At 72.8% G+C, this 23173-nt stretch carries 19 protein-coding genes and 2 pseudogenes; 6 read left to right on the top strand and 15 right to left on the bottom strand.

The features are described 5' to 3' along the window. Nucleotides 1-113: 113 nt before the first annotated feature. On the bottom strand, nucleotides 114-1334 hold the full coding sequence (locus ACZ62B_RS21010) for a S8 family serine peptidase (protein WP_469691669.1): 1221 nt from the start codon (nucleotides 1332-1334) through the stop codon (nucleotides 114-116). Between the two features lie 73 nt (nucleotides 1335-1407). Here ACZ62B_RS21010 and ACZ62B_RS21005 point away from each other — a divergent pair, with 73 nt between their 5' ends. Next, nucleotides 1408-4743 (top strand): right-handed parallel beta-helix repeat-containing protein, encoded by a 3336-nt coding sequence (locus ACZ62B_RS21005; protein ID WP_468725260.1) that lies wholly within the window; start codon nucleotides 1408-1410, stop codon nucleotides 4741-4743. Nucleotides 4744-4806: 63 nt separating this feature from the next. Here the strand turns inward: ACZ62B_RS21005 and ACZ62B_RS21000 are convergent, their stop codons facing one another. From ACZ62B_RS21000 to ACZ62B_RS20985, 4 genes are all read right to left on the bottom strand, one after another. Next, complete coding sequence (locus tag ACZ62B_RS21000; protein WP_469691667.1) at nucleotides 4807-6066, bottom strand: immunoglobulin domain-containing family protein; 1260 nt, start codon at nucleotides 6064-6066, stop codon at nucleotides 4807-4809. A 67-nt stretch (nucleotides 6067-6133) separates the two neighbouring features. Next, on the bottom strand, nucleotides 6134-9466 hold the full coding sequence (locus tag ACZ62B_RS20995; RefSeq protein WP_469691666.1) for a hypothetical protein: 3333 nt from the start codon (nucleotides 9464-9466) through the stop codon (nucleotides 6134-6136). Continuing rightward, nucleotides 9463-10122, bottom strand: a complete 660-nt coding sequence (locus ACZ62B_RS20990) for a type VII secretion system-associated protein (protein ID WP_344567478.1) — start codon at nucleotides 10120-10122, stop codon at nucleotides 9463-9465. The genes ACZ62B_RS20995 and ACZ62B_RS20990 overlap by 4 nt, the downstream gene beginning before the upstream one ends. Nucleotides 10123-10130: 8 nt before the next feature. After that, the gene (locus ACZ62B_RS20985) at nucleotides 10131-11192 is read right to left on the bottom strand and encodes a sugar-binding transcriptional regulator (RefSeq protein ID WP_469691664.1); all 1062 of its coding nucleotides are present in this window, start codon (nucleotides 11190-11192) and stop codon (nucleotides 10131-10133) included. Nucleotides 11193-11419: 227 nt separating this feature from the next. On the opposite strand from ACZ62B_RS20985, the gene ACZ62B_RS20980 reads away from it, so the two are divergent. Beyond that, the gene (locus tag ACZ62B_RS20980; protein ID WP_344567474.1) at nucleotides 11420-11977 is read left to right on the top strand and encodes a glycoside hydrolase family 25 protein; all 558 of its coding nucleotides are present in this window, start codon (nucleotides 11420-11422) and stop codon (nucleotides 11975-11977) included. Here ACZ62B_RS20980 and ACZ62B_RS20975 read toward each other — a convergent pair. From ACZ62B_RS20975 to ACZ62B_RS20945, 7 genes and pseudogenes are all read right to left on the bottom strand, one after another. Beyond that, nucleotides 11974-12648, bottom strand: a pseudogene (locus ACZ62B_RS20975) (NADPH-dependent F420 reductase); the annotation flags it as partial. The gene ACZ62B_RS20980 and the pseudogene ACZ62B_RS20975 overlap by 4 nt on opposite strands. A gap of 107 nt (nucleotides 12649-12755) precedes the next feature. Beyond that, on the bottom strand, nucleotides 12756-12968 hold the full coding sequence (locus tag ACZ62B_RS20970) for an EF-hand domain-containing protein (protein ID WP_344567472.1): 213 nt from the start codon (nucleotides 12966-12968) through the stop codon (nucleotides 12756-12758). 49 nt (nucleotides 12969-13017) lie between these two features. Next, nucleotides 13018-13932 (bottom strand): helix-turn-helix domain-containing protein, encoded by a 915-nt coding sequence (locus ACZ62B_RS20965; protein WP_469691661.1) that lies wholly within the window; start codon nucleotides 13930-13932, stop codon nucleotides 13018-13020. 80 nt (nucleotides 13933-14012) lie between these two features. Next, entirely contained in the window at nucleotides 14013-14621 is a 609-nt protein-coding gene (locus tag ACZ62B_RS20960; protein WP_344567468.1) for an ATP-binding protein, read from the bottom strand. Nucleotides 14622-14790: 169 nt separating this feature from the next. Further along, nucleotides 14791-15558: an enoyl-CoA hydratase/isomerase family protein gene (locus tag ACZ62B_RS20955; protein WP_073936342.1), complete on the bottom strand. Its 768-nt coding sequence runs from the start codon at nucleotides 15556-15558 to the stop codon at nucleotides 14791-14793. Between the two features lie 55 nt (nucleotides 15559-15613). Further along, nucleotides 15614-16015, bottom strand: coding sequence for a DUF6069 family protein (locus tag ACZ62B_RS20950; protein WP_469691658.1), 402 nt, complete (start codon nucleotides 16013-16015; stop codon nucleotides 15614-15616). Further along, the gene (locus tag ACZ62B_RS20945; RefSeq protein WP_469691657.1) at nucleotides 16012-16551 is read right to left on the bottom strand and encodes a TetR/AcrR family transcriptional regulator; all 540 of its coding nucleotides are present in this window, start codon (nucleotides 16549-16551) and stop codon (nucleotides 16012-16014) included. Before ACZ62B_RS20945 ends, ACZ62B_RS20950 begins: the two co-directional genes overlap by 4 nt. Nucleotides 16552-16578: 27 nt before the next feature. Here ACZ62B_RS20945 and ACZ62B_RS20940 point away from each other — a divergent pair. Next, nucleotides 16579-17205: pseudogene (locus ACZ62B_RS20940) on the top strand (GntR family transcriptional regulator); the annotation flags it as partial. A 240-nt stretch (nucleotides 17206-17445) separates the two neighbouring features. Here the strand turns inward: ACZ62B_RS20940 and ACZ62B_RS20935 are convergent. The 3 genes from ACZ62B_RS20935 to ACZ62B_RS20925 are packed head-to-tail and all read right to left on the bottom strand — an operon-like array spanning nucleotide 17446 to nucleotide 20545. Next, nucleotides 17446-18738 carry a M24 family metallopeptidase gene (locus ACZ62B_RS20935; protein WP_344567461.1) on the bottom strand — a complete coding sequence of 431 codons (1293 nt, stop codon included), beginning with the start codon at nucleotides 18736-18738 and terminating at the stop codon, nucleotides 17446-17448. A gap of 29 nt (nucleotides 18739-18767) precedes the next feature. Next, entirely contained in the window at nucleotides 18768-19748 is a 981-nt protein-coding gene (locus tag ACZ62B_RS20930; protein ID WP_344567459.1) for an SDR family NAD(P)-dependent oxidoreductase, read from the bottom strand. A gap of 32 nt (nucleotides 19749-19780) precedes the next feature. Then, nucleotides 19781-20545, bottom strand: a complete 765-nt coding sequence (locus ACZ62B_RS20925; RefSeq protein ID WP_344567457.1) for an SDR family NAD(P)-dependent oxidoreductase — start codon at nucleotides 20543-20545, stop codon at nucleotides 19781-19783. A 121-nt stretch (nucleotides 20546-20666) separates the two neighbouring features. On the opposite strand from ACZ62B_RS20925, the gene ACZ62B_RS20920 reads away from it, so the two are divergent. The 3 genes from ACZ62B_RS20920 (at nucleotide 20667) to ACZ62B_RS20910 (ending at nucleotide 23172) form a co-directional block, all read left to right on the top strand. Then, entirely contained in the window at nucleotides 20667-21494 is an 828-nt protein-coding gene (locus ACZ62B_RS20920) for a helix-turn-helix transcriptional regulator (RefSeq protein WP_344567455.1), read from the top strand. A 216-nt stretch (nucleotides 21495-21710) separates the two neighbouring features. Next, nucleotides 21711-22517, top strand: a complete 807-nt coding sequence (locus ACZ62B_RS20915) for a transposase (protein WP_469691653.1) — start codon at nucleotides 21711-21713, stop codon at nucleotides 22515-22517. Continuing rightward, nucleotides 22510-23172: a M15 family metallopeptidase gene (locus tag ACZ62B_RS20910; protein WP_344567451.1), complete on the top strand. Its 663-nt coding sequence runs from the start codon at nucleotides 22510-22512 to the stop codon at nucleotides 23170-23172. The genes ACZ62B_RS20915 and ACZ62B_RS20910 overlap by 8 nt, the downstream gene beginning before the upstream one ends. Nucleotide 23173: the final 1 nt, after the last annotated feature.

Genomic DNA, 23173 nt, shown 5'->3' with positions numbered 1-23173 from the left:
CCATCGCCCACCGTGCCGCCCCTGGGGGTACCTCCCAGGCCCTTGAGGCACTGGGGGAGGCACGACTGCCCGCGATTACGGAGGCTGCGGCACGACTGCTCGCGGTTACGGCGCTAGGGGGTTGTCGGGGGGCGCCAGTTTCTGGTTCTGCCTCGGGGGATCACCGCTGCCAGGGCTGCCAGGAGGAGGACGACCGTCAGGGCTGCCGCCGCGATCGTCAGGGAGCGGTTGTGGGGGGTGGGGTCCGTGGGGGGTGGCATCTGGGCGGGGGCGGGGGGCTGCTCGGCGGGCTTCGTGTGGTCCTGGATCAGGGACAGGGCCGCGTACGGGTCCAGGCGGGGGGTGTCCGAGGGGTAGGCGGTGTCGAGGAGGCGGCGGGCGACCTCGGGCGCCTTGAGGTCGGGGTGGTAGGCGCGGACGAGGGCGGCGGCCCCGGCGACGCCCGCCGCGGCCAGCGAGGCGCCGGAACCGATGTAGTGGCCGGAACCTTCCGGGCCGACGCTGACCATCTCGCTGCCGGGCGCGGACAGGTCGGGCTCGTGCGCGGGCGGCGCGTTCTTCTGCCGCACGCCGCCGGGGCCGAAGTCCACGACGGCGAGCGCGCCGGGCGCGGCGGCCGGCCAGTACGGTCCCTCGGGCATCTCACCGTCGGGCCCCTGCTCCTCGCGGGCCACGGCGTCGGGCGCGGCCGGGGCGACGACCAGCGCGTCGCGCCGGGTGGCGTGGGCGACGGCGGCGGTGAGTTCGGCCTTGCCGGTGCGCAGGACCTGGCCGACGTAGATGACCTGTGCGCCGCGGTCCGCCGCCGTCCGTATGCCGGCGGCCACGCGTTCCACGGAGGGCACCCCGCGGTCGTCGGTGCCGGACAGGGCGAGGATCTCCGCCCGCGGGGCGACCCCGGTGATGCCGCTGCCCTTCTCCGGCGCGGCGGCGATCAGGCCGGCGGCGAACGTGCCGTGGCCCACGCAGTCCTCGGCCGCCCCGTCGACGGCCTCCACCCTGCCGGACAGGCTGGGGACGCCGGTGGCGACACCGGTGTCGACCACCGCGACGGTCACCCCGCCGCCGCGGGAGATCCGCTGGGTCCGGGACAGTCCGAGCGCCGTCTGCGACCACGCCGCTCCGGTGGCCGTCCGCTCCGAGGCCCCGGTGCACGGGTTGCCCTCGCCGAGCCGGACGGGCAGCGGGGGCAGCAGCGTGGCCCCCGGATCGTCGGCACCGGGACTCGCCGTCGGCGCGGCGGGGGCGGCGAGGGCCGGCCCGCCCGCGGCCGGCAGGACCACGGCGACCGCCAGCACGAGGCCCGCACCCCGACGTTTCATGACATTCCGCATGAGCCGCATGATATGCACACGAAATGTACGGCGCACAACGCCAACCAGGCAACAGCACAAGGAGGTTCGAGGCGTGGCACGGCAAATACTCACGGTCGGCCCGGAACGGTCGGACGGCTTCCAGACGATCGGTGAGGCACTGGCCCAGGCCCGCACCGGGGCGGTGATCCGGGTCCGTCCCGGCCGCTACGCCGAGAACCTCGTCATCCGGCACCGGGTGACGATCGTCGGCGAGGGCGAGCCGGGCACCGTGGAGCTCTGCCCGCGGGACGGCACCGCCGTCACCCTCATGGCCGACGCCGTGATGCTCAGCGCCCTGACCCTCCGGGGCCGCGACAAGGAAGCCGCGGTCGTGGACGTACCGGCCGGTCAGGCGGCCCTCGACGACTGCACCGTGACCGGTTCCGGGTGGACGGCGCTGCTGGTCCGCGGCAAGGGCTCACTGGCCGCCCGCGGCTGCCGGATCGGCAATCCCGGCGGCGCCGGCCTCGTCGACTCCTCGGAGTCCGAGAGCATCGTCGAGGACTGCGTGTTCGAGAACTTCGGCACCTCCGCGGTGGTGATAGGCGAGAGTGCCGGGCCCCTCGTCCGCGACTGCCGCATCCGGGGCGCGCGGGCCAACGGCGTCCTGGCGAGCGGCGAGGCCCGCGGCACCGTGGAGGGCTGCGACATCTCCGGCACCGACAAGCCGGCCATCGCCCTGGAGGGCCACAGCTCGACGCGCGTGCTGCGGTGCGCCGTGCACCACACCTCGGTGGGCCTGCTGGTGACCAGCATGTCCCGGCCGGAGATCGAGGAGACCTCCTTCGAGTCGATCGCGCAGAGCGGCATCGTCATCTCCGGCGGGGCCGACCCGGTGCTGCGCGGATGTGTCACCCGGCGCACCAAGACCAGCGGGCTGCTCGTCCTGGACCGCTCGCGCGGAACCCTGGAGGGCTGCTCGTTCCACGGCTCCACCGAGGCCGCCGTACGGGTCGTCGAGGGCGGCGCCCCGCTGCTGCGGGAGACCGTGGTGAGCGACTGCGCCGACACCGCCGGGGCGGTACAGCTCTGGGACGACTCCACGGCCGAGTTCGAACACCTGGAGGTCCTGGACGCCGCCGGCGTCGGCATCTCGGTGCGCTCCGCCGCCAATCCCCTGCTGCGCCGCGCCCGGGTCACCGGCTCCGGCGGCCACGGCATCGAGTTCACCGACGACGGCCGCGGCCGGCTGGAACACTGCGAGATCGAGTCCGCCGGCGGCTGCGCGCTGAGCATCGACGACGACTCCGACCCCGAGATCAGCGACACCGTCCTCACCTCCGCCGCCCGCTCGGGCCTGCTCGTCGGCGAACGCGGCCGGGGCACCCTGCGGGACTGCGAGATCGGCGACAGCGCCGACGCCGGGGTCGGGGTGCGGGACGGCGCGGAGATCACCCTGGAGCGGGTCCGGGTGCACGGCTCGAAGGCCCACGGCGTCCAGGTGTCGCGCGGCGGCCGGGCCGTCCTCGACTCCTGCGAGGTCACCGGCAGCACGGGCGACGGCGTACGGATCGACAGCGCCGAACCGGTCGACGTCACCCGGTGCGTCGTACGCGACAACCGGGGCGCGGGACTGCGCCAGAGCCGCGCGAGCGAGCGGCTCACGGTCGAGCTGCTGACCAGCGCGGACAACGGACTGCCGGACAGCTGGGGCGAGTCGGCCGACACGGGCGGCGAGGACGGCGCACCGGGCGGGCCCGGCAAGGAGCCGGAGCCCGAGGGCCCGCTGGCCGAACTGGAGGCGCTCATCGGCCTGGAGAACGTCAAGCACCAGGTGAACACGCTGGTCAACCTGAACCAGCTCGCGGAGCGCCGGCGCCGGCTCGGCATGCCGGTCCCGTCGATGAGCCGGCACCTGATCTTCGCGGGGCCGCCCGGCACCGGCAAGACCACCGTCGCCCGCCTCTACGGCAGCATCCTCGCGGACCTGGGCGTGCTCAGGAGCGGACACCTGGTCGAGGTCGCCCGCGCCGACCTCGTCGCACAGGTCATCGGCGGTACGGCCATCAAGACCACCGAGGCGTTCAACAGCGCGCTGGGCGGCGTGCTGTTCATCGACGAGGCCTACACGCTCACCGTCGAGGGGACGTCCAACGACTTCGGCCGCGAGGCCGTCGACACCCTGCTGAAGCTGATGGAGGACCACCGCGACGACGTGGTCGTGGTGGCGGCCGGCTACTCCGAGCAGATGGAGTCGTTCCTGGCCGCCAACCCCGGTCTCGCCTCCCGGTTCACCCGCACCATCGAGTTCGGCAACTACGCGGTGGAGGAACTGGTGACGATCACCGAGAGCCTGTGCCGGCGGCACCAGTTCGAGCTCGGGCCGCTGACCCGGGAGGCCCTCGCCGTACGCTTCGAGCAGATGACGCGCGACGCGACCTTCGGCAACGGCCGTGCGGCGCGCGGGGTGTTCGAGGACATGGTGGACCGGCAGGCGTTCCGGCTCGCGGCCATGACCGACCCCGCGGAGAACGACCTGACGCTGCTGCTGCCGCAGGACGTCGGCGACGCGGAGGCGGCGGCCGTCGGCGTCGGCACGGCACAGGACGCGGGCGACGCGTCCGGCGCCATGGACCCGATGGCCGAACTCACCGCCATGGTGGGGCTCGCCGCCGTGAAGCGGGAGGTCGCCGACCTGGTCAGTCTCCTCACCAACGCCCGGCAGCGGATCGCCGCCGGACTGCCCGCCCCCCGGATCAGCAACCACCTCGTCTTCAGCGGGCCGCCCGGCACCGGCAAGACCACCGTGGCCCGGCTGTACGCGAAGCTCCTGCACTCGCTGGGGGTGCTCCCCCGCGACTCCCTGGTGGAGGTGGCGCGGGCGGACCTGGTGGGCCAGTACGTCGGCCACACCGCCCAGCGCACCAAGGACGTCTTCACCAGCGCGCTGGGCGGGGTGCTGTTCATCGACGAGGCCTACACCCTGACCCCCGAGGGATCGTCCAACGACTTCGGCCGCGAGGCCGTCGACACCCTGCTGAAGCTGATGGAGGACCACCGCGACGAGATCGTGGTCGTCGTCGCCGGTTACACCGAGGAGATGGGGCGCTTCCTCGCCTCCAACCCCGGTCTGACGTCCCGGTTCTCCAAGTTCGTGACGTTCGAGGACTACAGCACGGACGAGCTGGTCACCATCGTGTCCCGGCATGCCGCCGCCTCCGGGTACGAGTGCGCCGACGCCACCGTCGAGGCGCTGCGCGCCCATGTGGACGCCATCCCGCGCGACCGGTCCTTCGGCAACGCGCGGCTGGCCCGGCAGCTGCTGGAGACGATGATGACGAGCCAGGCCCGCCGGCTGGGCGGGCTGGCTTCGCCCAGCCTCGCCGACCTCACGACGCTGCTGCCGCAGGACCTGCCGCCGGCGCGGCGGCAGCAGGCCGCGCTGTGACGTGCTGAAGGCCGACGCCCGCCGGTCAGGTGCCGGCGGGCGTCCACCGCGCTGTCGCGCCCCTCAGACGTTGAACTTGACGGACTCCAGCCACATCTGCGGCTCCAGGGACCCGCCGAACCTCCAGCCCTCGGACGACTCGCACATGTAGGCGCCCCAGTCGTGCCCGCCGAGCTTGTGGTGGTGGCAGACGTTGCCGTCCTCGACGCCGATGGCGTAGCCGCTGAGGTTCGGCGCGTCCGAGGCCGCGCTGCCCAGCGTCAGGTCCGTCCCGTCGGCCGCGCCCGACCACGCGGTCGTCCATCCGTCCTTCTGGACGAACTCGTTGGCGGACACCCTCTTGACGCCGACCACCGCGATGTTGATGGCCGTGATCGGCAGATTCTGGCCCGACATGGCCCCGTCGCACCTCGGGGTCGTCCAGCCGGCGCCCTTCCTGTGGACCCGGTAGCAGATGTGCCGGCCGGGATCCGAGGCGGCCAGCTGCTGAACGGCGTAGGCGGCGGTGTTCGGCGGGAGCTTCGGGGCCTCGCGCCTCTCGGCCCGAGCCTCCGCCTTCTTCGTCGCCTCGGGTGACTCGCTGACCGGGGCGGACGCCGAACTGGTCACCGGGGCGGGCTTCTTGACGACGGGGCTCGGCTTGGCGGACGGCTTCTCGGTCGAGGGCTCCGGGGTGGGCTCCGGGGTGGGCTCCGCCGGGGCGTAGTCGCCCTTCGGCACCTCCAGGGGCTCCTCCTCCAGCAGCGTGTCGGACCCGGCGGCGACCGCCACGTCCTCCTTCTTCTGCCGCGAGTCGTCCGTGGCCCAGATCAGCAGCGGCACGGCGAGGAGGACGACGCCCGCGATGCCGGCGGCGGCGAGCAGGGGTTTCTTCGGGTTCCCGGACGGTGGCCCGTCCGCACCGGCACCGGCAGCGGCGGCGGTGGCGGTGGCGGTTCCGCCCACCCCGGCGGCCTCGTCGGCTGCGGTGGCTGCGGTGGCCGGCTCGGCGGCGCTCTCGCTCTCCGCTTCCGGCCGCTCCCGCGAGGCGGAAGCGGTGGCCGTCGCGGCCGGTTCCTCGGTGGTGGCGGCCGTGGTGGTGGGCTGCTCGGAGGTGCCGGGGGTCTCCGGGGTCGGCCGGGCCGTCCCCGCCGCTTCCCCGGTTCCCCCGGTGTCGCCCTCGCCGGGTTCCGGTGCGGCCGTACGCCGTGCGGCCGGTGCCAGCATCGGGCCGGGGTCGGCCGCCGCCGACCCGAGGGAGACGGCCCTGCGGACGGACGAGCCGCCCGTGCCGTCGGACCCGTCGGGCTCGCCGGGAGCGGGCGGCCTGTTCTGACGTGCCATCGTTCTCCTCGATCTGATCGGTGTGGACTGTGGGGTGATGGGTGGTCGTGCGGTGCGCCCCCGCTCGCTATCCGTCCTGGCCCACGGGCCCGGAGCAGCGTTCCGGCCACTGCGGGTCGTCGCCGATGCGGAAGCCCTTGGCCAACGCCTCCTCGAGGTGGGTGAGGGCCTTGAGGTCCAGCCCGCTCAGCTCCTCCGACCCGTCCATGTAGGCGGTCGCGTTCCCGGGGAGCTCACGCAGCAGTACGACGGAGGGGCCCGCGGGCACGGTCCGTACCCCCAGCACCCGGAAGCCGGTCCCCGGCACGAAGACGATCTCCTCGTACGCCTCCGGGGGTCCGCCCGGCCGGTCGATCAGTTGCCGTACCTTGCGTCCGGTGACGGACCAGACCGCGTAGCGCACGGGAGCCCCGGCGGGGAGCGCCGAGGATCCGGCCAGGGCGCTGACCGGGGCGGGGTCGTGCAGCAGCGTGCCGTCCGCCGGTCCGGGGCCGTCGGCGTCCCCGCCGCGCAGGGCCACGCCCCGGTAGGAGGGCAGCCGGCGCAGAGCGGACGCGAGGCACCCGGCGTAGGGCAGCAGGCGTCCCTCGCCGGTGCGCAGGTCCCGGATCAACTCGCGGTGGTGCAGGGGTCCTTCCTCGGCGGTGAGGTAGGCGTGCGCGGCGACGAGGTCGGTCCGCGCGGCCTCCAGTTCGTGGCCGCGCAGGGCGGGCATCCGGGTGAGCACCCGCGACACGGCGGCGGCGTGCCCCTCCCAGGCACCGGCCGCGGCATCCCGGAACGCGGCACGCTCGGCGGCCCCGCTGACGTGCCCGGGCACGAACGGAAGGGCGGCGGGGCTCGACGCGGACGCTCCCCCGGCCCGCCCCTGCGGTCCCGTCCGCACCTCGGCACGTACGGCCCGACCGCCGGCCGGCCCTGGACCGCCCCGCTCACCGGAGGTGCGCCCCGCCCCGCCGACGACACCGTCGGCTCCGGGGCGCGCCCCAGCCGAGGAGGCGGACCGAGGCCCCGCGGCCCCCGCACCCGCCCCGCCGTCCGGCGCCGCACCGGGCCCGGAAGCCCCCGGCCCGCTCCCGGCGCCGGTCTCCGGCAACGCGGCGGGCACGGACGCCCCGCGCTCCACTTCCTCGGATCCGGCGGCCTCCGGCGGAGAGCCCGGCGGCACACCCCCCGCTCCCCCGGCACCGGCGGCCGGCCGGCCGGGAGCATCCGCGTCCACCCGGACATCCGGGGACGCGACAGGCCCGGCGGCCGAAGGACCGTTCGCTTCGGCGTCCCCACCGCCCTGGAGGGCATCCGGGGACGCGGCGGGCGGGGGCACCGGCGCCCCGGGCCCGTCGGCCTGCGGACCGGCGGCGGCCACACCGCCTCCGGGCCCGGCGCCCGACGAACCACTCACAGCCGTACCGGCCCGACGGGCCACCCCACCGGACGCCGAAGCCCCACCGGACCCTCCGGCCTGCGGACCGGCAACAGCCCCACCAGGCCCACGGCCGACCCCGGCGACAGGCGGGGCCGGGGACGTACCGGCCCCACGGGCCACCCCACCGGACACCGAAGCCCCACCGGACCCTCCGGCCTGCGGACCGGCAACAGCCCCACCAGACCCACGGCCGACCCCGGCGACAGGCGGGACCGGGGACGTGCCGGCCCCACGGACCACCCCACCGGACGCCGAAGCCTCGCCGGGCTCGCCGGGCCCACGGCCCACCCCGACAGCAGGCCCGGCAACGGGCGAGGCAGTGGCTGTACCGGGCCCGTGGGTCACGGCCGGCACAGACCGGCCGGGCTTGGCGGCCGACGGGTCGTCGGCGCCCGTACCGGGCTCGGCAGCCGGCGGCGCGGCGGTCGGGCCGGGCCGCCCGTGGGCCGCCCGCCCCGGCGGCGGGACACGGCCGGGTCCCGCGACCGTGCCCGGTCGGCCGGCCGCCGGGCCGGGGCGCGCGGGCCGGCCGGAGGTGACGTAGCGGATGCTCGGTATGCCGTGTTCGGCGGCCAGGCGGCGCAGGGCGCCGTCGCCCGCCAGGAGTCTGCCGCGGACCAGCAGGGTGGTGCGGGCGCGGACGTCGGTGCCGAGGCCGCGCACGAGGCGGGACAGCGCGGGCAGCAGGGAGTCGTCCAACGGCTGCCCCGGCATGCCCAGTTCGATGGCGCACACCTCCGGGTCGACGGCCGGTCCGAGCGGCCCCGGACGGGGCCCGTCCAGGGCCCACAGGGCGAGGCCGGCCCGGGTCACCGTCGCCTGCCAGCGGTCCGTCAGCCGTACCGTCCCCCGTTCGCCGCCGCCGAGGATCCAGTCGGGCGGGTGGAGCCCCACCGGCCTGGGTACGGGGGCCCGCCCCTCGGAGTCGACCGGCCCGCAGACCACGGACGACACGAACGGCCGCCAGCTCGGCCTCCCGTCCAGCCCGACCAGCGTGGGCCGGGGAGGAGTTCCGGGCGGTGCGTGGCCGTCGAGCAGCGGCAGGCCGGTGAGCACCTCCACCTCGGTGCCCAGCAGGTCGGCGACCGACTGCCCGAGCCGCAGCAGGTCGCGCCGGCCGCCGGGCGCGAGCCGGGTGCGGGCGCGCTCCGCCTCCGGCAGCCCCGCGAGCACGGCGGCGACCTCGTCGGCGCCGACGTCCTCCGCCTGCGGGGCACCGACCAGCACCGTCAGCCGCTCGAAGTCGACGGGCACGGAGAAGCACAGGTCGTCGGGGGCGGGCCCGGGTGCCTCGGCCGGGCGGATCACCACGCCCGCCGGGACACGGTCCACGACACAGCCGCCGGACGTGCGCGCGGGCACCCCGTCCAGCGCCTCCTCCCAGGCGGGCGCCGGTGCGCGCCGGCCCGCCTTCCGGGGCTCCGCGCCGGGCGCGAACCGCCACCAGGAACGGCCGTCGCCGTGGACGAAGAGCGCGCCTCCGGGCGTGATCAGGACGGCCCCGTCGGGAGCCGTCACCTCCAGTTCCCAGGCGTCCGCGATCCTGCGGGCGACGCTGGGCCGGTCCGGCCGGTCGTCACCGGCGCCGGACATGACGAGCCGGACCCGGCCGGTGCCCCGCGCGCGGAGGGAGTCGAGGAGCGCGCCCAGCCGTGCCCAGTGGTCGGCGTCGGGCGCCCCGCCCCCGGCGGCGGAGCCCACGATCACCGTGACGACGTCCTCCTCCCGCCCGACGGCGCCCGCCACCTCGGCGACGACGTCCAGCGGGAACGAGTCGTCCTCGACCGAGCGCACCAGCAGCACGCCGTCGACGTCCTCGACCGGGGGCCCACCGGCGCCCCGGTTCCCGGTGCCGTTCGCGCCGCCGGCCGAACTCGCCGTACCACGGCGGCCCGTACCGGAACCGGAACCGGAATCGGAACCGGAGCCGGACCTGCGCCCCCGGCCCCGCATCACGGACGACCAGCGGCTCACGCGTCCGTCCCCCGCACCGGGTGCACGGCCTCGGTCAGCACCCGCGCGGTACGGCCCACGGGCGCGGCGGCGGGGGGCCGCTCCCCCGCACCGTCTTGGACCGCGTCGCGTACGGCGCCGAGGTCCAGCAGCATGCCCACCGCGGCCGAGGGGTTCAGATACAGCGCGTGCCCCTCGGGGACGCGTGTCACGAGGTCGTCGACGCCGACGAGTTCGAAGGCGAACCGCCCCGCGGTGTGCAGGAAGACCGACGAGGTGAACACCGGCACGACCGGCGTCCCGTCCGGCGCCGCCGCACTCAGCGGACCGCCGTCCGGTGCCGTCAGCACGGCCACCTCGCGCCCCACCAGCGCGGCCGGCACCGCCTCGCCGGGCCCGTATCCGGTGGACGCGAGCTGGACGGCGCGGTCCACCTCGTCCTCCGGTTCGGGCCAGCCGAGCGCACGCGGGGACGGCCGGTACTCGGGGTTGTCCTCCCACTCGACGATCTCGCCGTCGAGTCCTGACCGCCACCGGCCGGTCATCGCCCACTCCGGGGGCTTCCCCTCCCCGGACCACATCGGGTCGACCACCCCCAGCCAGTGGTCCGGGGCGAGGCGGCCCGCCTCGCGGATGTCGTCCGGAACGGGCGGAAGCGCCTCGTCCTGCTGGCTCATCGCTGTCCTCACTCGGTGGATCGGGACGCCGGCGCGGGCGCGGACCGCACCCGTTCGTCCAGGTTGTCCGGGTCGTCCGGGCCGTCGTGCCAGAGGAGGCGGCGCGCGGTCGTGGCGTCCGTGACGACCCCGGTGAGCAGTCCGGAGCTCAGTACGGCGCGGACCGCCCCGGTACCGCGTCCGCCGGCCGTGACGCCGATCAGCTCGGTGACACCGCGGAGTTCGGCGGCGCTGACGGCGATCGTGCGGGCGGTCAGCTCGGTGGGGATCACCCGGCCCGCGGCGTCCAGGACATGGCCGGCCACCTCGGCGCACGCCCCCGCCTCCCGGAGCGTCTCCCGCTCCCGTTCGGACAGGGCGTCGTACACCGTGGAGTGCGGGGCGTCCCACGCCGCGATGCCGACGACGGCCTTGGTGACCAGGCCGAACCGGTCCAGCGTCTCGGCGGTGGCGGGCTGGCTGCGCAGGACGGCGGCCGTCACCGCGTCGGGCAGCAGGAACGGGGTGTGGAGCGGGAACGCCCTGCCCCCGCCCGCCGCGGCCGTGCGGCGGACCGCGGTGATCGCGGCGTCATGGGCGAGGTCCCGCCCGTGCACCCCGGTCAGCTGGACCACGTCGCACGGCGGCAGCCGGGTGACCGCCTCGCTGAGGGCGTCCACCGCGTGGCTGCCGTCCAGTCCGAGGACGTCGCCCTCCTCGGCGATCTCCGAGATCAGCCGGGCCGCCGCCGTGCCGAGCCAGCGCCCGCTCCGCCGCTGGTCCGCCGGCACCGCCGTACCGCCCTCGCCGTGCCCCAGGTTGACAACGATGCCGTGACGGAGTCCGAACCGCTCGGTCAGCGCCCGTCCGAGCGGGACGTCGATCTCGGCCGGGACGGTGATGTCGATCCGCACGATGTCGTGGGCCACGGCCGCGTCGAGGAGGCGGGCCACCTTGAACCGGCTGATGCCGAACTCCTTGGCGATCTCCACCTTCGACCGGTGCTCCAGGTAGAAGCGCCGGGCGACGGCGGCGGCGAGGAGCGTGTCGATCGGCGCGGGTAACGCCACCGCCTCGGCCGGTTCGGCCATGTCGTCTCTCCGCGCTCTCATCGGTCGTCGACTCACGTCACTTCTCCGGCTAGTTCATCTGTGCGAAGTGAGCGGAACATGACGGGGAAACGACGCAGGAGTGACACCAGGGGCGTCAGTGACCGCCGGGACCGAACTTTCCGCCTGCCGGACGGGTCGCCCGTGCCGGGACAGGGAAGAAATCATTCGACTCCCCTCCCCCCACCAGCACTTCATCAGGGAGCCCCATGCTGCGCGGCATCGACGTGAGTGCGTACCAGCCGTCCTCGTACGACACCGACGGCCTGTCCTTCGTCTTCATCAAGGCGACGGAGGGCCGTTCGTACACCAACCCCAAGCTCTCGGCCCAGACGAAGCGGGCCCGCGACGCCGGCCTGGTCGTCGGCTTCTACCACTTCCTCTGGCCGGGCAACCTCACGGCCCAGGCGGAGTACTTCGTGCGCAAGACCCCGGAGAAGCGGGGCGACGTCCTCGCGGTCGACTGGGAGACGACGGGCGAGGGAACACGGGCGAGCAACGCGGAGAAGGACCGCTTCATCAAGAAGGTGAAGGAGCTGCGGCCGCACAACAGGGTGATCTTGTACTGTAATCGGAATTTCTGGCTGAACGTCGACACGACGTCCTACGACGGCGACGGCCTCTGGATCGCCGACTACGTCACCGCCGGAAAGCCCCGCATCCAGGCCAGGTGGCGCTTCCACCAGTACACCGACGACCCGCTGGACAAGAACGTCGCGGACTTCTCCAGCGGGTCGGCGTTGAAGGAGTGGGCCGAGGACGCCTAGCCGCGGAACTCCGGCTTGCGCTCCGGGGAGGCTTCCGCCAGGGCCTTGGTGACCTCGTCGGTGCCCGCGCGCAGGCCGTAGACCGGGGTGTCGGGCTGCTGGCGCCAGGAGTCGTCGATGCCGCCCGCGTCCACGGTGTCGAAGCCGAGTTCGTCGATCAGGGCCCGCACCTTGCGCTTGGCCGCCTCGTCGTCGCCGGCGACGGGCAGCGCCATCCGGCCGGGGTCGCCGGCGGGGCGGTGGCGGTCCAGGATGTCCTGGGCGTACGTGCCGTTGAAGGCCTTGATCACGGGGTGGCCGATCTGCCGTTCCGTCCAGCGGCTCTCGGTGACGCCCTCGTCCTCGATGCCGGCGATCCTGCCGTCGCGCTGCCGCGGGTAGTAGTTGCCGGTGTCGATGACGGCCACACCGTCGGCGGCCCCGTCGAGCAGGCCGGACGGCAGGTCCGGTACGGCCTTCAGCGGCACGGTGACGACGACGATCTCGGCGCCGCGTGCCGCGTCCTCGGCCCGTACGGGCGTCGCGCCGGTCTCCTCGGCCAGCTCCGTGAGCGTCTGGGGGCCGCGGGAATTGGCGACGAAGACGTCGTGGCCGAGGGCGGTGAGCCGCCGCGTGAGATTGCCCCCGATGTTGCCCGCCCCGATGATGCCGATCCTCATGTCCGCTCGCCTCGCCCTTCCGGGGGTCGATGTCCGCTCCGGTTCCCTCCGGGAACCACCATGATCGGCATCAACCCCCGGAACGGACGGACTATTCCGGACCTACTCGTTCACCGGACCTACTTGTTCAGGTGCGCCCAGAACTCGTCGAACGACAGGACCTTGTCACCGTTCAGGTCCTGGGACTTGATCACGGCCTCGGCGACCGCCTCGGTGACGTTCCAGTCACCGCCCTGCGCCAGGGCGGCCTTGAACTCGGCAGCGGTGATGACCCCGTCCCCGTCCGTGTCGATCCGCTCGAACTGCTTGCGCGCTTCCTCGATGTCCGCCACCGATCCGCCCCTCATCTCGTACTTTGCCGTCTTGCTGACGCGGGTCAGATTATCGGGCCACCTGAGACTCCAGTGCGGCGACCACCCACCCGAACCGCTCCTGGTAGGCGGTGGGCGGTTCCAGACCGTTCACGATCGCGGACAGCTCGCGGTAGCGGGCGAGGCGTACGTTCGTCGCCGCCTCGAGGCGTTCCAGTACGGCGGCCGGGTCGGCGTCCCCGATCAGCTCGTGCAGGACACCGGCGGCGCGCGGCGAGTCCGGCGCGATGCCGTCCCCGATCGCCCCGCCCGCGAGCCGCACCAGCCGGCTCATGAACCACAGGGAGCTGCCGGAGGGGACGTCCGGTCCCCGGTCCGCCGCGTTGAACTCGATCATCCTGCGCATGGTGGCCCGGAACTCCGGGTCCTGGATCAGCTCGGCCAGCTCCACCCAGGCGTCCACCTGCTCGGGGGTGGGGTCGTCGGGCAGGTCGGCCGCGGCGAAGCGCAGGCGGGTGCGGATGTCGGGGTCCGCGGTGTCGATGCCGTCGAAGACCTCCGTCATGAAGTCCTCGATGATCCGTTTGCGCTCGGCGGTGGACAGCCGTGCCAGCTTGTTCATGAGTGTCGTCTCCTCCGCGGTCGAGCCGCGTCGTGCCACGGTCGACAGCACCGCGCGGGTCACCTTCAGCGACCGGATCTGCGCGTCCAGCGCGGCCACGTGCGCCGCCGCGACCTGCGCGACCGTCGTCTCACCGGTCAGCACCCGGCGTACGTCGGTGAGGCCGAGGCCCAGCTCGCGCAGGGTGCGGACCAGCTCCAGGCGGGCGACGGAGCCGGCGTCGTAGAGCCGGTACCCGCCCGCCGAACGGGCCACCGGGGGCAGGGCGCCCTCGTCCGACCAGTAGCGGATGGTGCGCACGGACAGCCCGGTCGCCCGGGCGAGCTCGCCGATGGTGAGAAGTCCGGTGCCGTCGTCGGTCATGTCCGGGAGTCTGGACCTTCCAGTGGCTGGAGACTCAAGCCACACGGGCGAGGACACCCATCAGGAACCCTCAGGGCCCCTCAGCGGTCCGTCACCCGGATCTCGAACCAGGTGGTCTTGCCGCGGGGCAGCAGGTCGACGCCCCAGCGGTCGGCGAGCTTGTCGACGAGGAAGAGGCCCCGGCCGCTGATGTCCATCTCCTGGACCGGCATGAGACAGGGCAGTCCGCGGGACGGGTCGCGGACCTCGATCCGGATCCAGCCGCGCCGGTGGCGCATGCGGAGGCCGAAGACGCGGGCGCCGGTGTGCCGTACGGCGTTGCCGACCAGTTCGGAGACGAGCAGGACGGCGTCCTCGGCGGTCTTGGCGGTGAGACCCCACTCCCGCAGGATGACCACCTGGGCGAGCCGGCGGGCGGTGGCGGCGGACTCGGGGCGGGACGGCAGCGGAACTTCAGCCTCCGTCGGGTTGCCGAACAACTCCAGCGCCTTCAGCGCGCGTTCGTCCTCGACCGTCGGCGACCAGCGCGACGCGGTCGCACGTCCGTCTCCCCGCGGCTGTTCCCTGCCATCCAGCCCCGCCATGCCCCCATCATGGCCGTCCGAGGGACCCTCGGGGGCCGTTCCGGGGGAATACGCCCCCCGTACGCCTCTGTCCGACATGGAGCCACCGACATATGCCGAAGGCATTTCGGAGCCCTCGAAATACCGTCCGACCTGGGGAAACGGCTCGCGCTCAGGCAATCGACGGACTCCCTCGACACGAACGGCTTAAGGGTGCCCCAAGGCTCCCATGAACCGCCCCATCGAGGGACCCGGAATCAGACATCGCGTCAATTGCAAGACCGCGTAGGAGATTTCAGAGGAACTTCGCCTTGCCCGGCCCCTCCTCCACGAAGCTGCGCATCCCCCGCTCGCGGTCCTCGGTGGCGAACAGGCCCGCGAACCAGTTGCGTTCGACGGCGAGACCGGTGTCGATGTCCGTCTCCAGACCGGTGTCGACCGACTCCTTGGCCGCGCGCAGCGCGATCGCCGGACCCTGGGCCAGCTTCGCGGCCCACGCGTGCGCCTGCGCGTAGACCTCGTCGGCGGGGACCACCCGGTCCACCAGGCCGAGCGCCAGCGCCTCGTCGGCCCGCACCTGGCGTCCCGTGAAGATGAGGTCCTTGGCCTTGGAGGGCCCGATCAGCCGGGACAGCCGCTGGGTGCCGCCCGCGCCCGGGATCAGGCCGAGCAGGATCTCGGGCTGGCCCAGCTTGGCGTTCTCCCCGGCGATCCGGTAGTCGGCGCACAGCGCCAGCTCGCACCCGCCGCCGAGCGCGTAGCCGGTGACGGCGGCCACGACCGGCTTGGGGATGCGGGCCACGGCCGTGAAGGAGTCCTGGAGCGCGCGGGCCCGCAGCACCATGGCCGCATGGTCCATGGCCTGCATCTCCTTGATGTCCGCGCCCGCCGCGAACACCTTCTCCCCGCCGTAGATCACCACGGCGCGCACGTCCTCGCGCCGCGCGGCCTCCTCGGCGAGCTCCTTCAACCGGTCCTGCGTGGCGACGTCCAGCGCGTTCATGGGCGGCCGCTCCAGCCGCAGCGTGCCGACGCCTTCGGCGACTTCGAGATGTACGGTCATGCTCCGCAGGTTAGCGGCCGTTCACACGCGGGGGTACCGCGGGTACACCACCGGCTCACACCCTGCCGGGTTCCTCGCCGGGACGGCCGCCGGGCCCCGGGATCAGCACCGCCGCCACCGCCAGGTGCATCAGGGCCAGCGCAGCCCGGGTGCCGCCGTCCATGCCGTCGCCGGTGAACGGCAGGAAGGACACGGCCAGTACGGCGCCGGCGGCCCCGGTCCAGATGGTGCGGGCGCGCCGCACCCCGGACCGCTCCAGGACGGCCGGCAGTCCCCAGCCGGAGAGCGCCGCGAGCAGTGCGACGGCCGCCACGGGCACGGCGCCGATGTCGAGCGTCCGTTCGCCGTCGGCAATCCGCAGCCGGTGCCCCAGCAGCGGGTCCGCGACCAGCCACACCAGAACGGGGGCCAGGACGGCCAGGGCCGTGACCCCCAGGCGCCTTCTCCGCGCGCTCACTCGGCGCTCCCCGGGAGCGCCCCGTGCAGGAAGACCTCCACCAGCTCCTGCGGGGTCAGGTCGGTCTCGTCCTCCGTACGCGGCTGGGTGAAGATCAGCCCGGGGAAGAGGGCCGCGATCTGCTCCGGCGGCCGGCGCAGGGCGGCCTTGGCGGGCTCCAGCAGCTCCGCGAGGGCCGCACGGATACGGGTCGTCGACTCGTTGCGGCCCGCGCCGCGCACCGTGCCGGGGTGCTTGCCGCCGCGATGTCCCAGCGAGCCGATGATCGCGCCCATCCTGGACATGTACGCCCGCAGAGCCTCGGCCGCCTTCGCGAGCCGGTCGGGCAGCGGCTGGGACGCGTCGATCGCGTCGAGCTCGCGGACCGCGTGCTCGGGGGAGAGCGCCTCGGCGATGCAAGCCTGCAGCAGCTCGTCCTTGTCGGCGAGGACCCGGAAGATCGTGCCCTCGCCGATGCCCGCGGCGCGGGCGATCTTCGCGGTCGTCACCGCGGAGCCGTACTCGGTGATCAGCGGGACCGCGGTCTGGATGATCATTTCGCGACGTTGCTCCGGTGACATGGCGGCGGCACGGCGGCGGGCGCCAACCTGCCCTCCACGGCGCAGCTCGAGGAGAGATTCGACGCCTCGAACGCGACCCTCCGGAAAGCACTGCAGCTCCTCAAGGACGAGCAGCTCATGGTGGGTCGCGCCGGGTCCGCCGTCACCGTTCGCGAACACCGGCAGCGAACGATGCGCCCGGCCGCGTGCATGGCTCCCGCGGAGCCGGGAAAGCCGTACCGCTGACCGGCCGTCGGCCGATGTCGCGTCCGCACTGGGTCTCGACAACGCCGGGACCGCGGTCCTACGTCATCAGATCCTGTCGATCGACGGGGAACCGGTCGAACTGGTCAAGTCCTACCACCCTCTGTCCATCGCCCGGGAGACCGCCCTCACCGCCAAGCGGAAGACCAAGGGCGGCACCCCGGCGCTCCTCAGCCAACTCGGGTTCCCGCCACGCCTGAGCGTGGACCGGGTCTCGGCCAGGGTCCCCGCCCAGGAGCAGTATCAGGCCCTGAACCTGCCCAGCGACCTCCCTGTGCTCGCACCCTGCGCGTCGTCCACAGCGACGACGGATGCCCCGTGGAGGCCACCGTCATGGTCAAGGCGGGTCATCCGTACGCGCTTCAGTACGAGTTCACACCTGGCTGAGTTTGTCCCGGCAGAACAGCAGGGGCATGATCTGGTCCGGAGAGACGGGCGGATCGTGCCGCTGAGCCGGGCTTCAACACCTGACCAGGCTTGCCGGCAACTCGACTGCGGGACACCCCCGTTGACCGTGCCCGATCCCTGCATCCGGCACGGCAGTGGCACGAACCTCAGCCGACGACAGCCAGCCACGGCGGCAACGGCCGGCCCGTGACGACGGCCCGAGCTCTCAGAGGGCAGGTATCAGGCCGAGCGGCCCGGACTGCCTTCCGCGCGGAGGATCTGCGCCGTGTACGGGTTGAGCTCGATTGCGCCGTCGTCGCCGACGATCACTGTGCCGCCGAGGTAGGCAAGGTGGCGTCCGTAGGCGTAGTTGGGTTCGAGGGCGAAGGTCATTCCCGGTTCGAGTTCCATGTCGGCGGCCATGGTGGGGTGATGCTCGCCTTCGGCGGGATAGGCGTCGGCCCCGGCCATGCGGCGGCTGGCATCGTTGGGGAAGCCACTGACGGCGATCGTCGGGTTGAGTGTGTGGATGGCGGGGCCGAATTCCCATCCGCCGGCGTTGGCGTAGGGCTTGCGGATGTCGGCGACGGCTTCGCCGAACGTCCGGCCGGGGCGCAGGGCTGCCAATCCGGCGTCGTACGCTGCTCGGGTGACGTCGGCGGCACGCAGCAGGTCCTCGTGCGGTTCACCGATGGTGATGGTGACCTGGTGCTGGGTGTGGCGGCCGGCGGCATTGCTGAACACCTCGGCGGAGATGACGTCACCGTCCTGCAGGACACGAGGAGCTTGCGGGCTGTAGCTCCACGGCGGCAGGCCCCGTGCGAGCGGGTCGGGGCCCGTCCAGAAGTGCATGGCCGAGGGGGTAGTCCCGCGGGCGTAGCCCGCAGCCATCCCGGCCGCGTACACCTCGCTCTCGGGTACACCGGCGGCGGCGGTCTGCGCCATGGCCCGCACCATGGCGTCACCGATGCGCGCCGAGTGGCGTACTACGGCGATCTCCTCGGGGCCCAGCGGCATGATGAGTCGGCTCAGAGCCATCCCCACGGGTGTGAACTCGGCTGCGGGAAAGGCGGCCAGTATGTTCATCCAGAACCGGTAGGGCACGATGCCCTCGGGGTGCCAGGGCGGAAAGCCCTCCAAACCGACGACCCCTACCGTCGCCTTCGCGAGCCCCAACTCGTTCAGGGTGGCGGTGACCACGCGGGAGTCGCGGAACATGCGCAGGTTCTCCGGCGGCATCCAGAGGGTGTCGCCTCGGCGGGCGGATTCGAGGTGGCCCTTTGTGAACATCTCCATCGGGAGCAGCGAGACCGGCTCGCCCTTGCGCGGGAAGATGACGGTGGTGCCGGCCCGGCCGTTGGTGAACCAGGTGTCGTAGTTGAACGGTGCCGGGCCGGCGTCTTCGTGCTCGCCGAAGACCAGCAGCGCGTCGAGGCCCTCACGACTCATGAACTCCCGTGCCAGCTCCCAGCGGCGATCGCGTTCGGCCATGGAGAATGTGGGCACCGCTGTTTCATCCGTGATGTTGCTCATCTCGTCCTCCTTCATTCCTCGCTGTTGCGTCAGCGGGTGGTGGCCGCGCCGGTCAGAATCAGGCTGTCCTTCCAGAGCTGCTCCGCGCGGGCGGCGTCGTGGGACTCGTCGGACGAGGGGACGTCCCGGCGCCCGTCGAAGTACCTGGCTGTGGTGCCGGCCAGTTCGGGCGCGGTGGCGAGCCAGGCGAGTGCGCGGCCCGATTCCTGGGCGGTGTGGATGCTGTCCTTCATGACCCGGCGCAGCAGCCAGGTGAACCGGGGCGCGATGTGCCGGAACGCGAACCGGACCGGTGCGGGCATCGAGCGCCCCAGCGCGGTGTCCAGCATGATCCCGGGGTCGAACGCGTTGGCGGTGACGCCGTCAGGCAGCCGACGGGCCAGGGCGTAGGTGAAATAGATGTTCGCGAGTTTGGAGGTGCAGTAGCGGCGCTGCCCCCTGAGCAGGGCATTGTCCTTGGCCGCCGCCGGTCCGAGCTCGCCGCGGGCGAGGGCGTGCGGGTCGTTCCAGGCCGGGGCGAGTCCGCCTTTGGGGCCGGGGTCGTGGGTGCCGCTTGAGACCACGACCACGCGCGACGGCGCCTTCAGTACGGGCAGCAGTGCGTGGACGAGAGCGAAGTGACCCAGGTGGTTGATCCCGAACGTGGCCTCGAATCCGTCGGCGGTCCTGGCATCGTTCGCTCCCATCTGCACGCCCGCGTTGCACACCAGGGCGTGCAGCTGCGGCAGCGCGCCCGAGCTCAGCCGGTCTGTCAGCTCGGCGGCGAAGGACCGGATCGAGTCGAGTGATCCCAGGTTCAGCACCATCGCCTCCACCGAGTTGCCGGCGGCGGCGCCGGCGGCCAGCGCGTCGGCGGCGGCCCGCGAGCGGGCTGCGTCGCGGGAGGCGATCACGACGTGCCATGACCCGGCGGAGGAACCGAGGATCGCTTGCGCGCACGCATGGCCGAGACCGCTGTTCCCCCCGGTGATGACGACAGTCCGGGCGTTGCCCATCGGATGTTTCGGCATCGTCGCTCCTTCGTCGCTCGTGTCGTCCCCCCTCACCACGGGACGTTGCCGTTGCGGTTGCGGTACTGCCTGGTCGGCCCGGGTGAGGTGGTGGCGAGCTCGACGATGGCGTCGGTGCCCTCGGTGACGGTCTGGGTGCCCTGGTGGTGGTTGAGGTCGGTGGCGGTGAAGCCGGGGTCGGCCAGGTTGAACCGGACATCCGGGATGCCGTTGGCGTACTGGACGGTGAGCATGTTCAGGGCCGCCTTGGACGTCGGGTACATCAGGTGGGCGGACCCGGAGTGGTCGGAGCCGGCCGTCGTCGCGCCTGTCAGTGATCCGGCGCCGCTGGAGACCATCACCACCCGCGGATCGTCCGCGGCCCGCAGCAGCGGCAGGAATGCGTGGGTGACACGGACCGGGCCGAGGACGTTGACGCGGAAGACGGGGACGAGGTGCTGCGGCAGGGTCTCCTCCGGCGTGATCACCTTGTCCAGCGGGCCGACCTCCTCGCCGGTTATCCCGGCATTGTTGACCAGGACATCGAGCCGGTCGGTGTGCTCCTTGACGGCTTCGACAGCTGCGGCGACGGAATCGTCGAAGGTCACGTCCAGCGGTACGAAAATCACGTCCGCGCCCTGGGCGGCAAGCCGCGCGGCAGCCTCCTTGCCTCGGGCCTCGTCACGTGCGCCGAGGAAGACGCGCCAGCCGAGTTCGCCGAGCCGGCGGGCGGTCTCGTAGCCGAGGCCCTTGTTGGCGCCGGTGATCAGGGCGGTGGTGGGGCTGGTGTGGTTCGAGTTTCCTTGTGATGCGTTCATGCTTCGACGCTAAGCAGCACGCGAAGAGGCATCCAGGTACGCCCGATGGTGGTACGGGCCGTACCAGGATGCCCGCGCCGCAAAACCGGAAGTCCGCGCCCGTGGGGAAGAGAATGAATGAATGGACCGCATCGAGCTCGCCCGCGTCGTTAAAGCTGCCCGTGCGCGCATCGCACCGGAGGACGTCGGCCTCCCGGCCGGCCCCAGAAGAAGAGTGCCCGGCCTGCGCCGCGAAGAGGTGGCCCAGCTCGCCGGGCTCAGCTTCGAGTACGTGGTCCGCCTGGAGCAGGGCCGCGGGCCGCAGCCGTCCGACCAGGTACTCACGGCCCTGACCCGAGCACTGCGGCTCGACCGCGATGAGCGCGAACAGGTATTCCGGCTGGCCGGCAGCTCGCCACCGCTGCCCGGCCGGATCGAGATGTCGCTGCGGCCGAGCGTGCTACGCCTTCTCGAACGCCTCAGCGACCTTCCCGCGCTCGTCCTGTCGGCCAAAGGCGATGTGTTGGCACAGAACTCCATGGCCTGCGCGCTCCTCGGCGATTTCATGTGCTGGCCCGATGGGCAACGCAACATCATCTGGCAGCGGTTTCTCGGCGCAGGTGTCACTCACGTATCCACCCCGGAGGAGGCCGAAACGACGGCCCAGCAGTACGTGGGGTGGCTGCGCACCGCGCGCTCGCGCTACCCGGACGATCCGGACCTCCGGTCCCTGATCGAGAACCTGCTCAATGCCAGCGAGCAATTCTGGAGCATGTGGGAGGAGGGACGCTCCACGACATCCCGGTCCATGCGCAAGACAATCAAGCACCCCGACCTCGGAACACTCACCCTGGACTGCGACACCCTGCTGCTGCCCGACACCGAACAATCAATGATCGTCTTCTCCGCGGCACCGGGCTCACCCGGCGCCGCGGCCCTCGACGAGCTCCGTGCCACGACGGCGCGCTGACACACCTCTGCGATGCCGGGAGCGGACAGGCCACCCCGCTGCCGCCCCGCCTGCATGGCGGTGAATCGCTGTGCCAGAACCACAGTTCCGCAACGCGCTGCGGCGTATCTCCTGAGAGGGCGGTACGTGGCCTTGCGTCCGGCTTGTGATCGCTCGATGGTGTGACGTCGCGGTATCGCTGCCGGTCAAAGGACCGAGATTCGCTCGGGTTATGGCATGAGCATGCGCAAGCCGTACCCGAGCGATGCCACCGACCGGCAGTGGCAGCTTCTCGAGCCCGTGATCACGGCGTGGAAGGCCCGGCGCCCCTCGGTCGGCGGGCACGAGGGCAAGTACGTGATGCGGGAGATCGTGAACGCGATCCTCTACCAGAACCGCACGGGGTGTCAGTGGGAGTTCCCGCCCCACGACATGCCGCCGCCCGGAGCCGTGAAGTACTGCTTCTGCCTCTGGCGCGACGAGGGCCTCGACCAGGACATTCACGGTCTGCTGCGCTGGCGGCCGCGCGAGAACCGCAAGCGATCAGCCGACCCGAGCCTGGTGATCCTGGACACCCAGAGCATCCACGCCGTGGACGTGTGCGGCCTCGTCGTCGACTGCGTCGTCCTGCCCGCCTCCGCGCACGAGAACACCGCCGGCATCGCCCTGCTGGACGGTGTCGCCGCCCAGTGCGACACGGTGACCAAAGCCCTGGTCGACCAGGGCTTCAAGAACTCAGCACGGGTGGGCTCCCGGTCGGGTGCCGGTGAAGAGTTCCGCGGTGACGGTGTGGCCGCTCCGGGCGCTGTGGACCACCACCCGGTGAGCCTGGCGATGCGGCAGAGCATGATGCGGTGGCCTCGTGTGTCGCGAGAACCGTCGTCGTGGAGCCAGGTGGACGTCCAGCCGACGGTTTCGGCGTCGAGCATCACCATGTCGATGAGTGCTGGTGCTGTGACCAGGACCGTCCGCCGGGCGGCTGGTCAACGCCGTGCTGCTTTGACCGTTCAGGGAGCGCTCACGGGATCATCACGGGATGAGTGAGATCGTCCTGATGTCGGATCCGCGGGTCGCGGCCGTCTCCGTGCGTGAGTGCGGTGAGCCGCTGGTCGATGTGCGGAGTAGTGGTCCGCTTCTTGTGGACATGCGGAAGCAGGGCGACTCGGACGCCTTCTTCCATCTGCGTCGAGGGGTGCTGGAACGGCTGGTCCGGGCGCAGGAGCGACTGCCGGACGGTCTGCGGTTCCTGGTGGTCGAGGGGTACCGGCCCCCGGCGCTGCAACGCCGCTACTTCGAGAAGTACGCGAAGAGACTGCGGGCCGAGCGGCCGGGGTGGTCCGACGAGCAGGTCCGGTCGGCTGCGAGCCGCTTCGTCTCCCCACCGGACGTCGCGCCGCACAGCGCGGGTGCGGCGGTGGACCTGACACTCGCGGACGCGGACGGCCGCGAGCTGGACCTGGGCACGCCCATGAACGCGACCCCGGAGGAAAGCGCCGGCGCCTGCTGCACCGACGCCCCCGGGATCGGCGGGCAGGCGCGTGCGCACAGGGAGGTCCTGGGGCGCGCGCTGACGGCCGCGGGGTTGGTGAACTACCCGACGGAGTGGTGGCACTGGTCGTTCGGCGACCGTTACTGGGCGCTGCTCACGGGAGCGGCGAGCGCCCGTTACGGGCCGATTCGGCCGGACGCGGACGGCTGAC

This window comes from Streptomyces sp. NPDC053426 (genome assembly GCF_055585405.1).
The sequence above is the reverse complement of the archived record's forward strand: the minus strand, read 5'-3'. Positions and strand labels throughout refer to the sequence as shown.

What these genes read in the sequence shown, in the direction of transcription:
- ACZ62B_RS21010 (WP_469691669.1), bottom strand. Translation starts at nt 1,334, where the DNA reads ATGCGGAATGTCATGAAACGTCGGGGTGCGGGCCTCGTGCTGGCGGTC.
- ACZ62B_RS20985 (WP_469691664.1), bottom strand. Translation starts at nt 11,192, where the DNA reads ATGGCCGAACCGGCCGAGGCGGTGGCGTTACCCGCGCCGATCGACACG.
- ACZ62B_RS20930 (WP_344567459.1), bottom strand. Translation starts at nt 19,748, where the DNA reads ATGCCGAAACATCCGATGGGCAACGCCCGGACTGTCGTCATCACCGGG.
- ACZ62B_RS20945 (WP_469691657.1), bottom strand. Translation starts at nt 16,551, where the DNA reads ATGATCATCCAGACCGCGGTCCCGCTGATCACCGAGTACGGCTCCGCG.
- ACZ62B_RS20925 (WP_344567457.1), bottom strand. Translation starts at nt 20,545, where the DNA reads ATGAACGCATCACAAGGAAACTCGAACCACACCAGCCCCACCACCGCC.
- ACZ62B_RS20960 (WP_344567468.1), bottom strand. Translation starts at nt 14,621, where the DNA reads ATGCCTTCGGCATATGTCGGTGGCTCCATGTCGGACAGAGGCGTACGG.
- ACZ62B_RS20915 (WP_469691653.1), top strand. Translation starts at nt 21,711, where the DNA reads ATGAGCATGCGCAAGCCGTACCCGAGCGATGCCACCGACCGGCAGTGG.
- ACZ62B_RS20980 (WP_344567474.1), top strand. Translation starts at nt 11,420, where the DNA reads ATGCTGCGCGGCATCGACGTGAGTGCGTACCAGCCGTCCTCGTACGAC.
- ACZ62B_RS21000 (WP_469691667.1), bottom strand. Translation starts at nt 6,066, where the DNA reads ATGGCACGTCAGAACAGGCCGCCCGCTCCCGGCGAGCCCGACGGGTCC.
- ACZ62B_RS20990 (WP_344567478.1), bottom strand. Translation starts at nt 10,122, where the DNA reads ATGAGCCAGCAGGACGAGGCGCTTCCGCCCGTTCCGGACGACATCCGC.
- ACZ62B_RS20910 (WP_344567451.1), top strand. Translation starts at nt 22,510, where the DNA reads ATGAGTGAGATCGTCCTGATGTCGGATCCGCGGGTCGCGGCCGTCTCC.
- ACZ62B_RS20965 (WP_469691661.1), bottom strand. Translation starts at nt 13,932, where the DNA reads ATGACCGACGACGGCACCGGACTTCTCACCATCGGCGAGCTCGCCCGG.
- ACZ62B_RS20935 (WP_344567461.1), bottom strand. Translation starts at nt 18,738, where the DNA reads ATGAGCAACATCACGGATGAAACAGCGGTGCCCACATTCTCCATGGCC.
- ACZ62B_RS20955 (WP_073936342.1), bottom strand. Translation starts at nt 15,558, where the DNA reads ATGACCGTACATCTCGAAGTCGCCGAAGGCGTCGGCACGCTGCGGCTG.
- ACZ62B_RS20920 (WP_344567455.1), top strand. Translation starts at nt 20,667, where the DNA reads ATGGACCGCATCGAGCTCGCCCGCGTCGTTAAAGCTGCCCGTGCGCGC.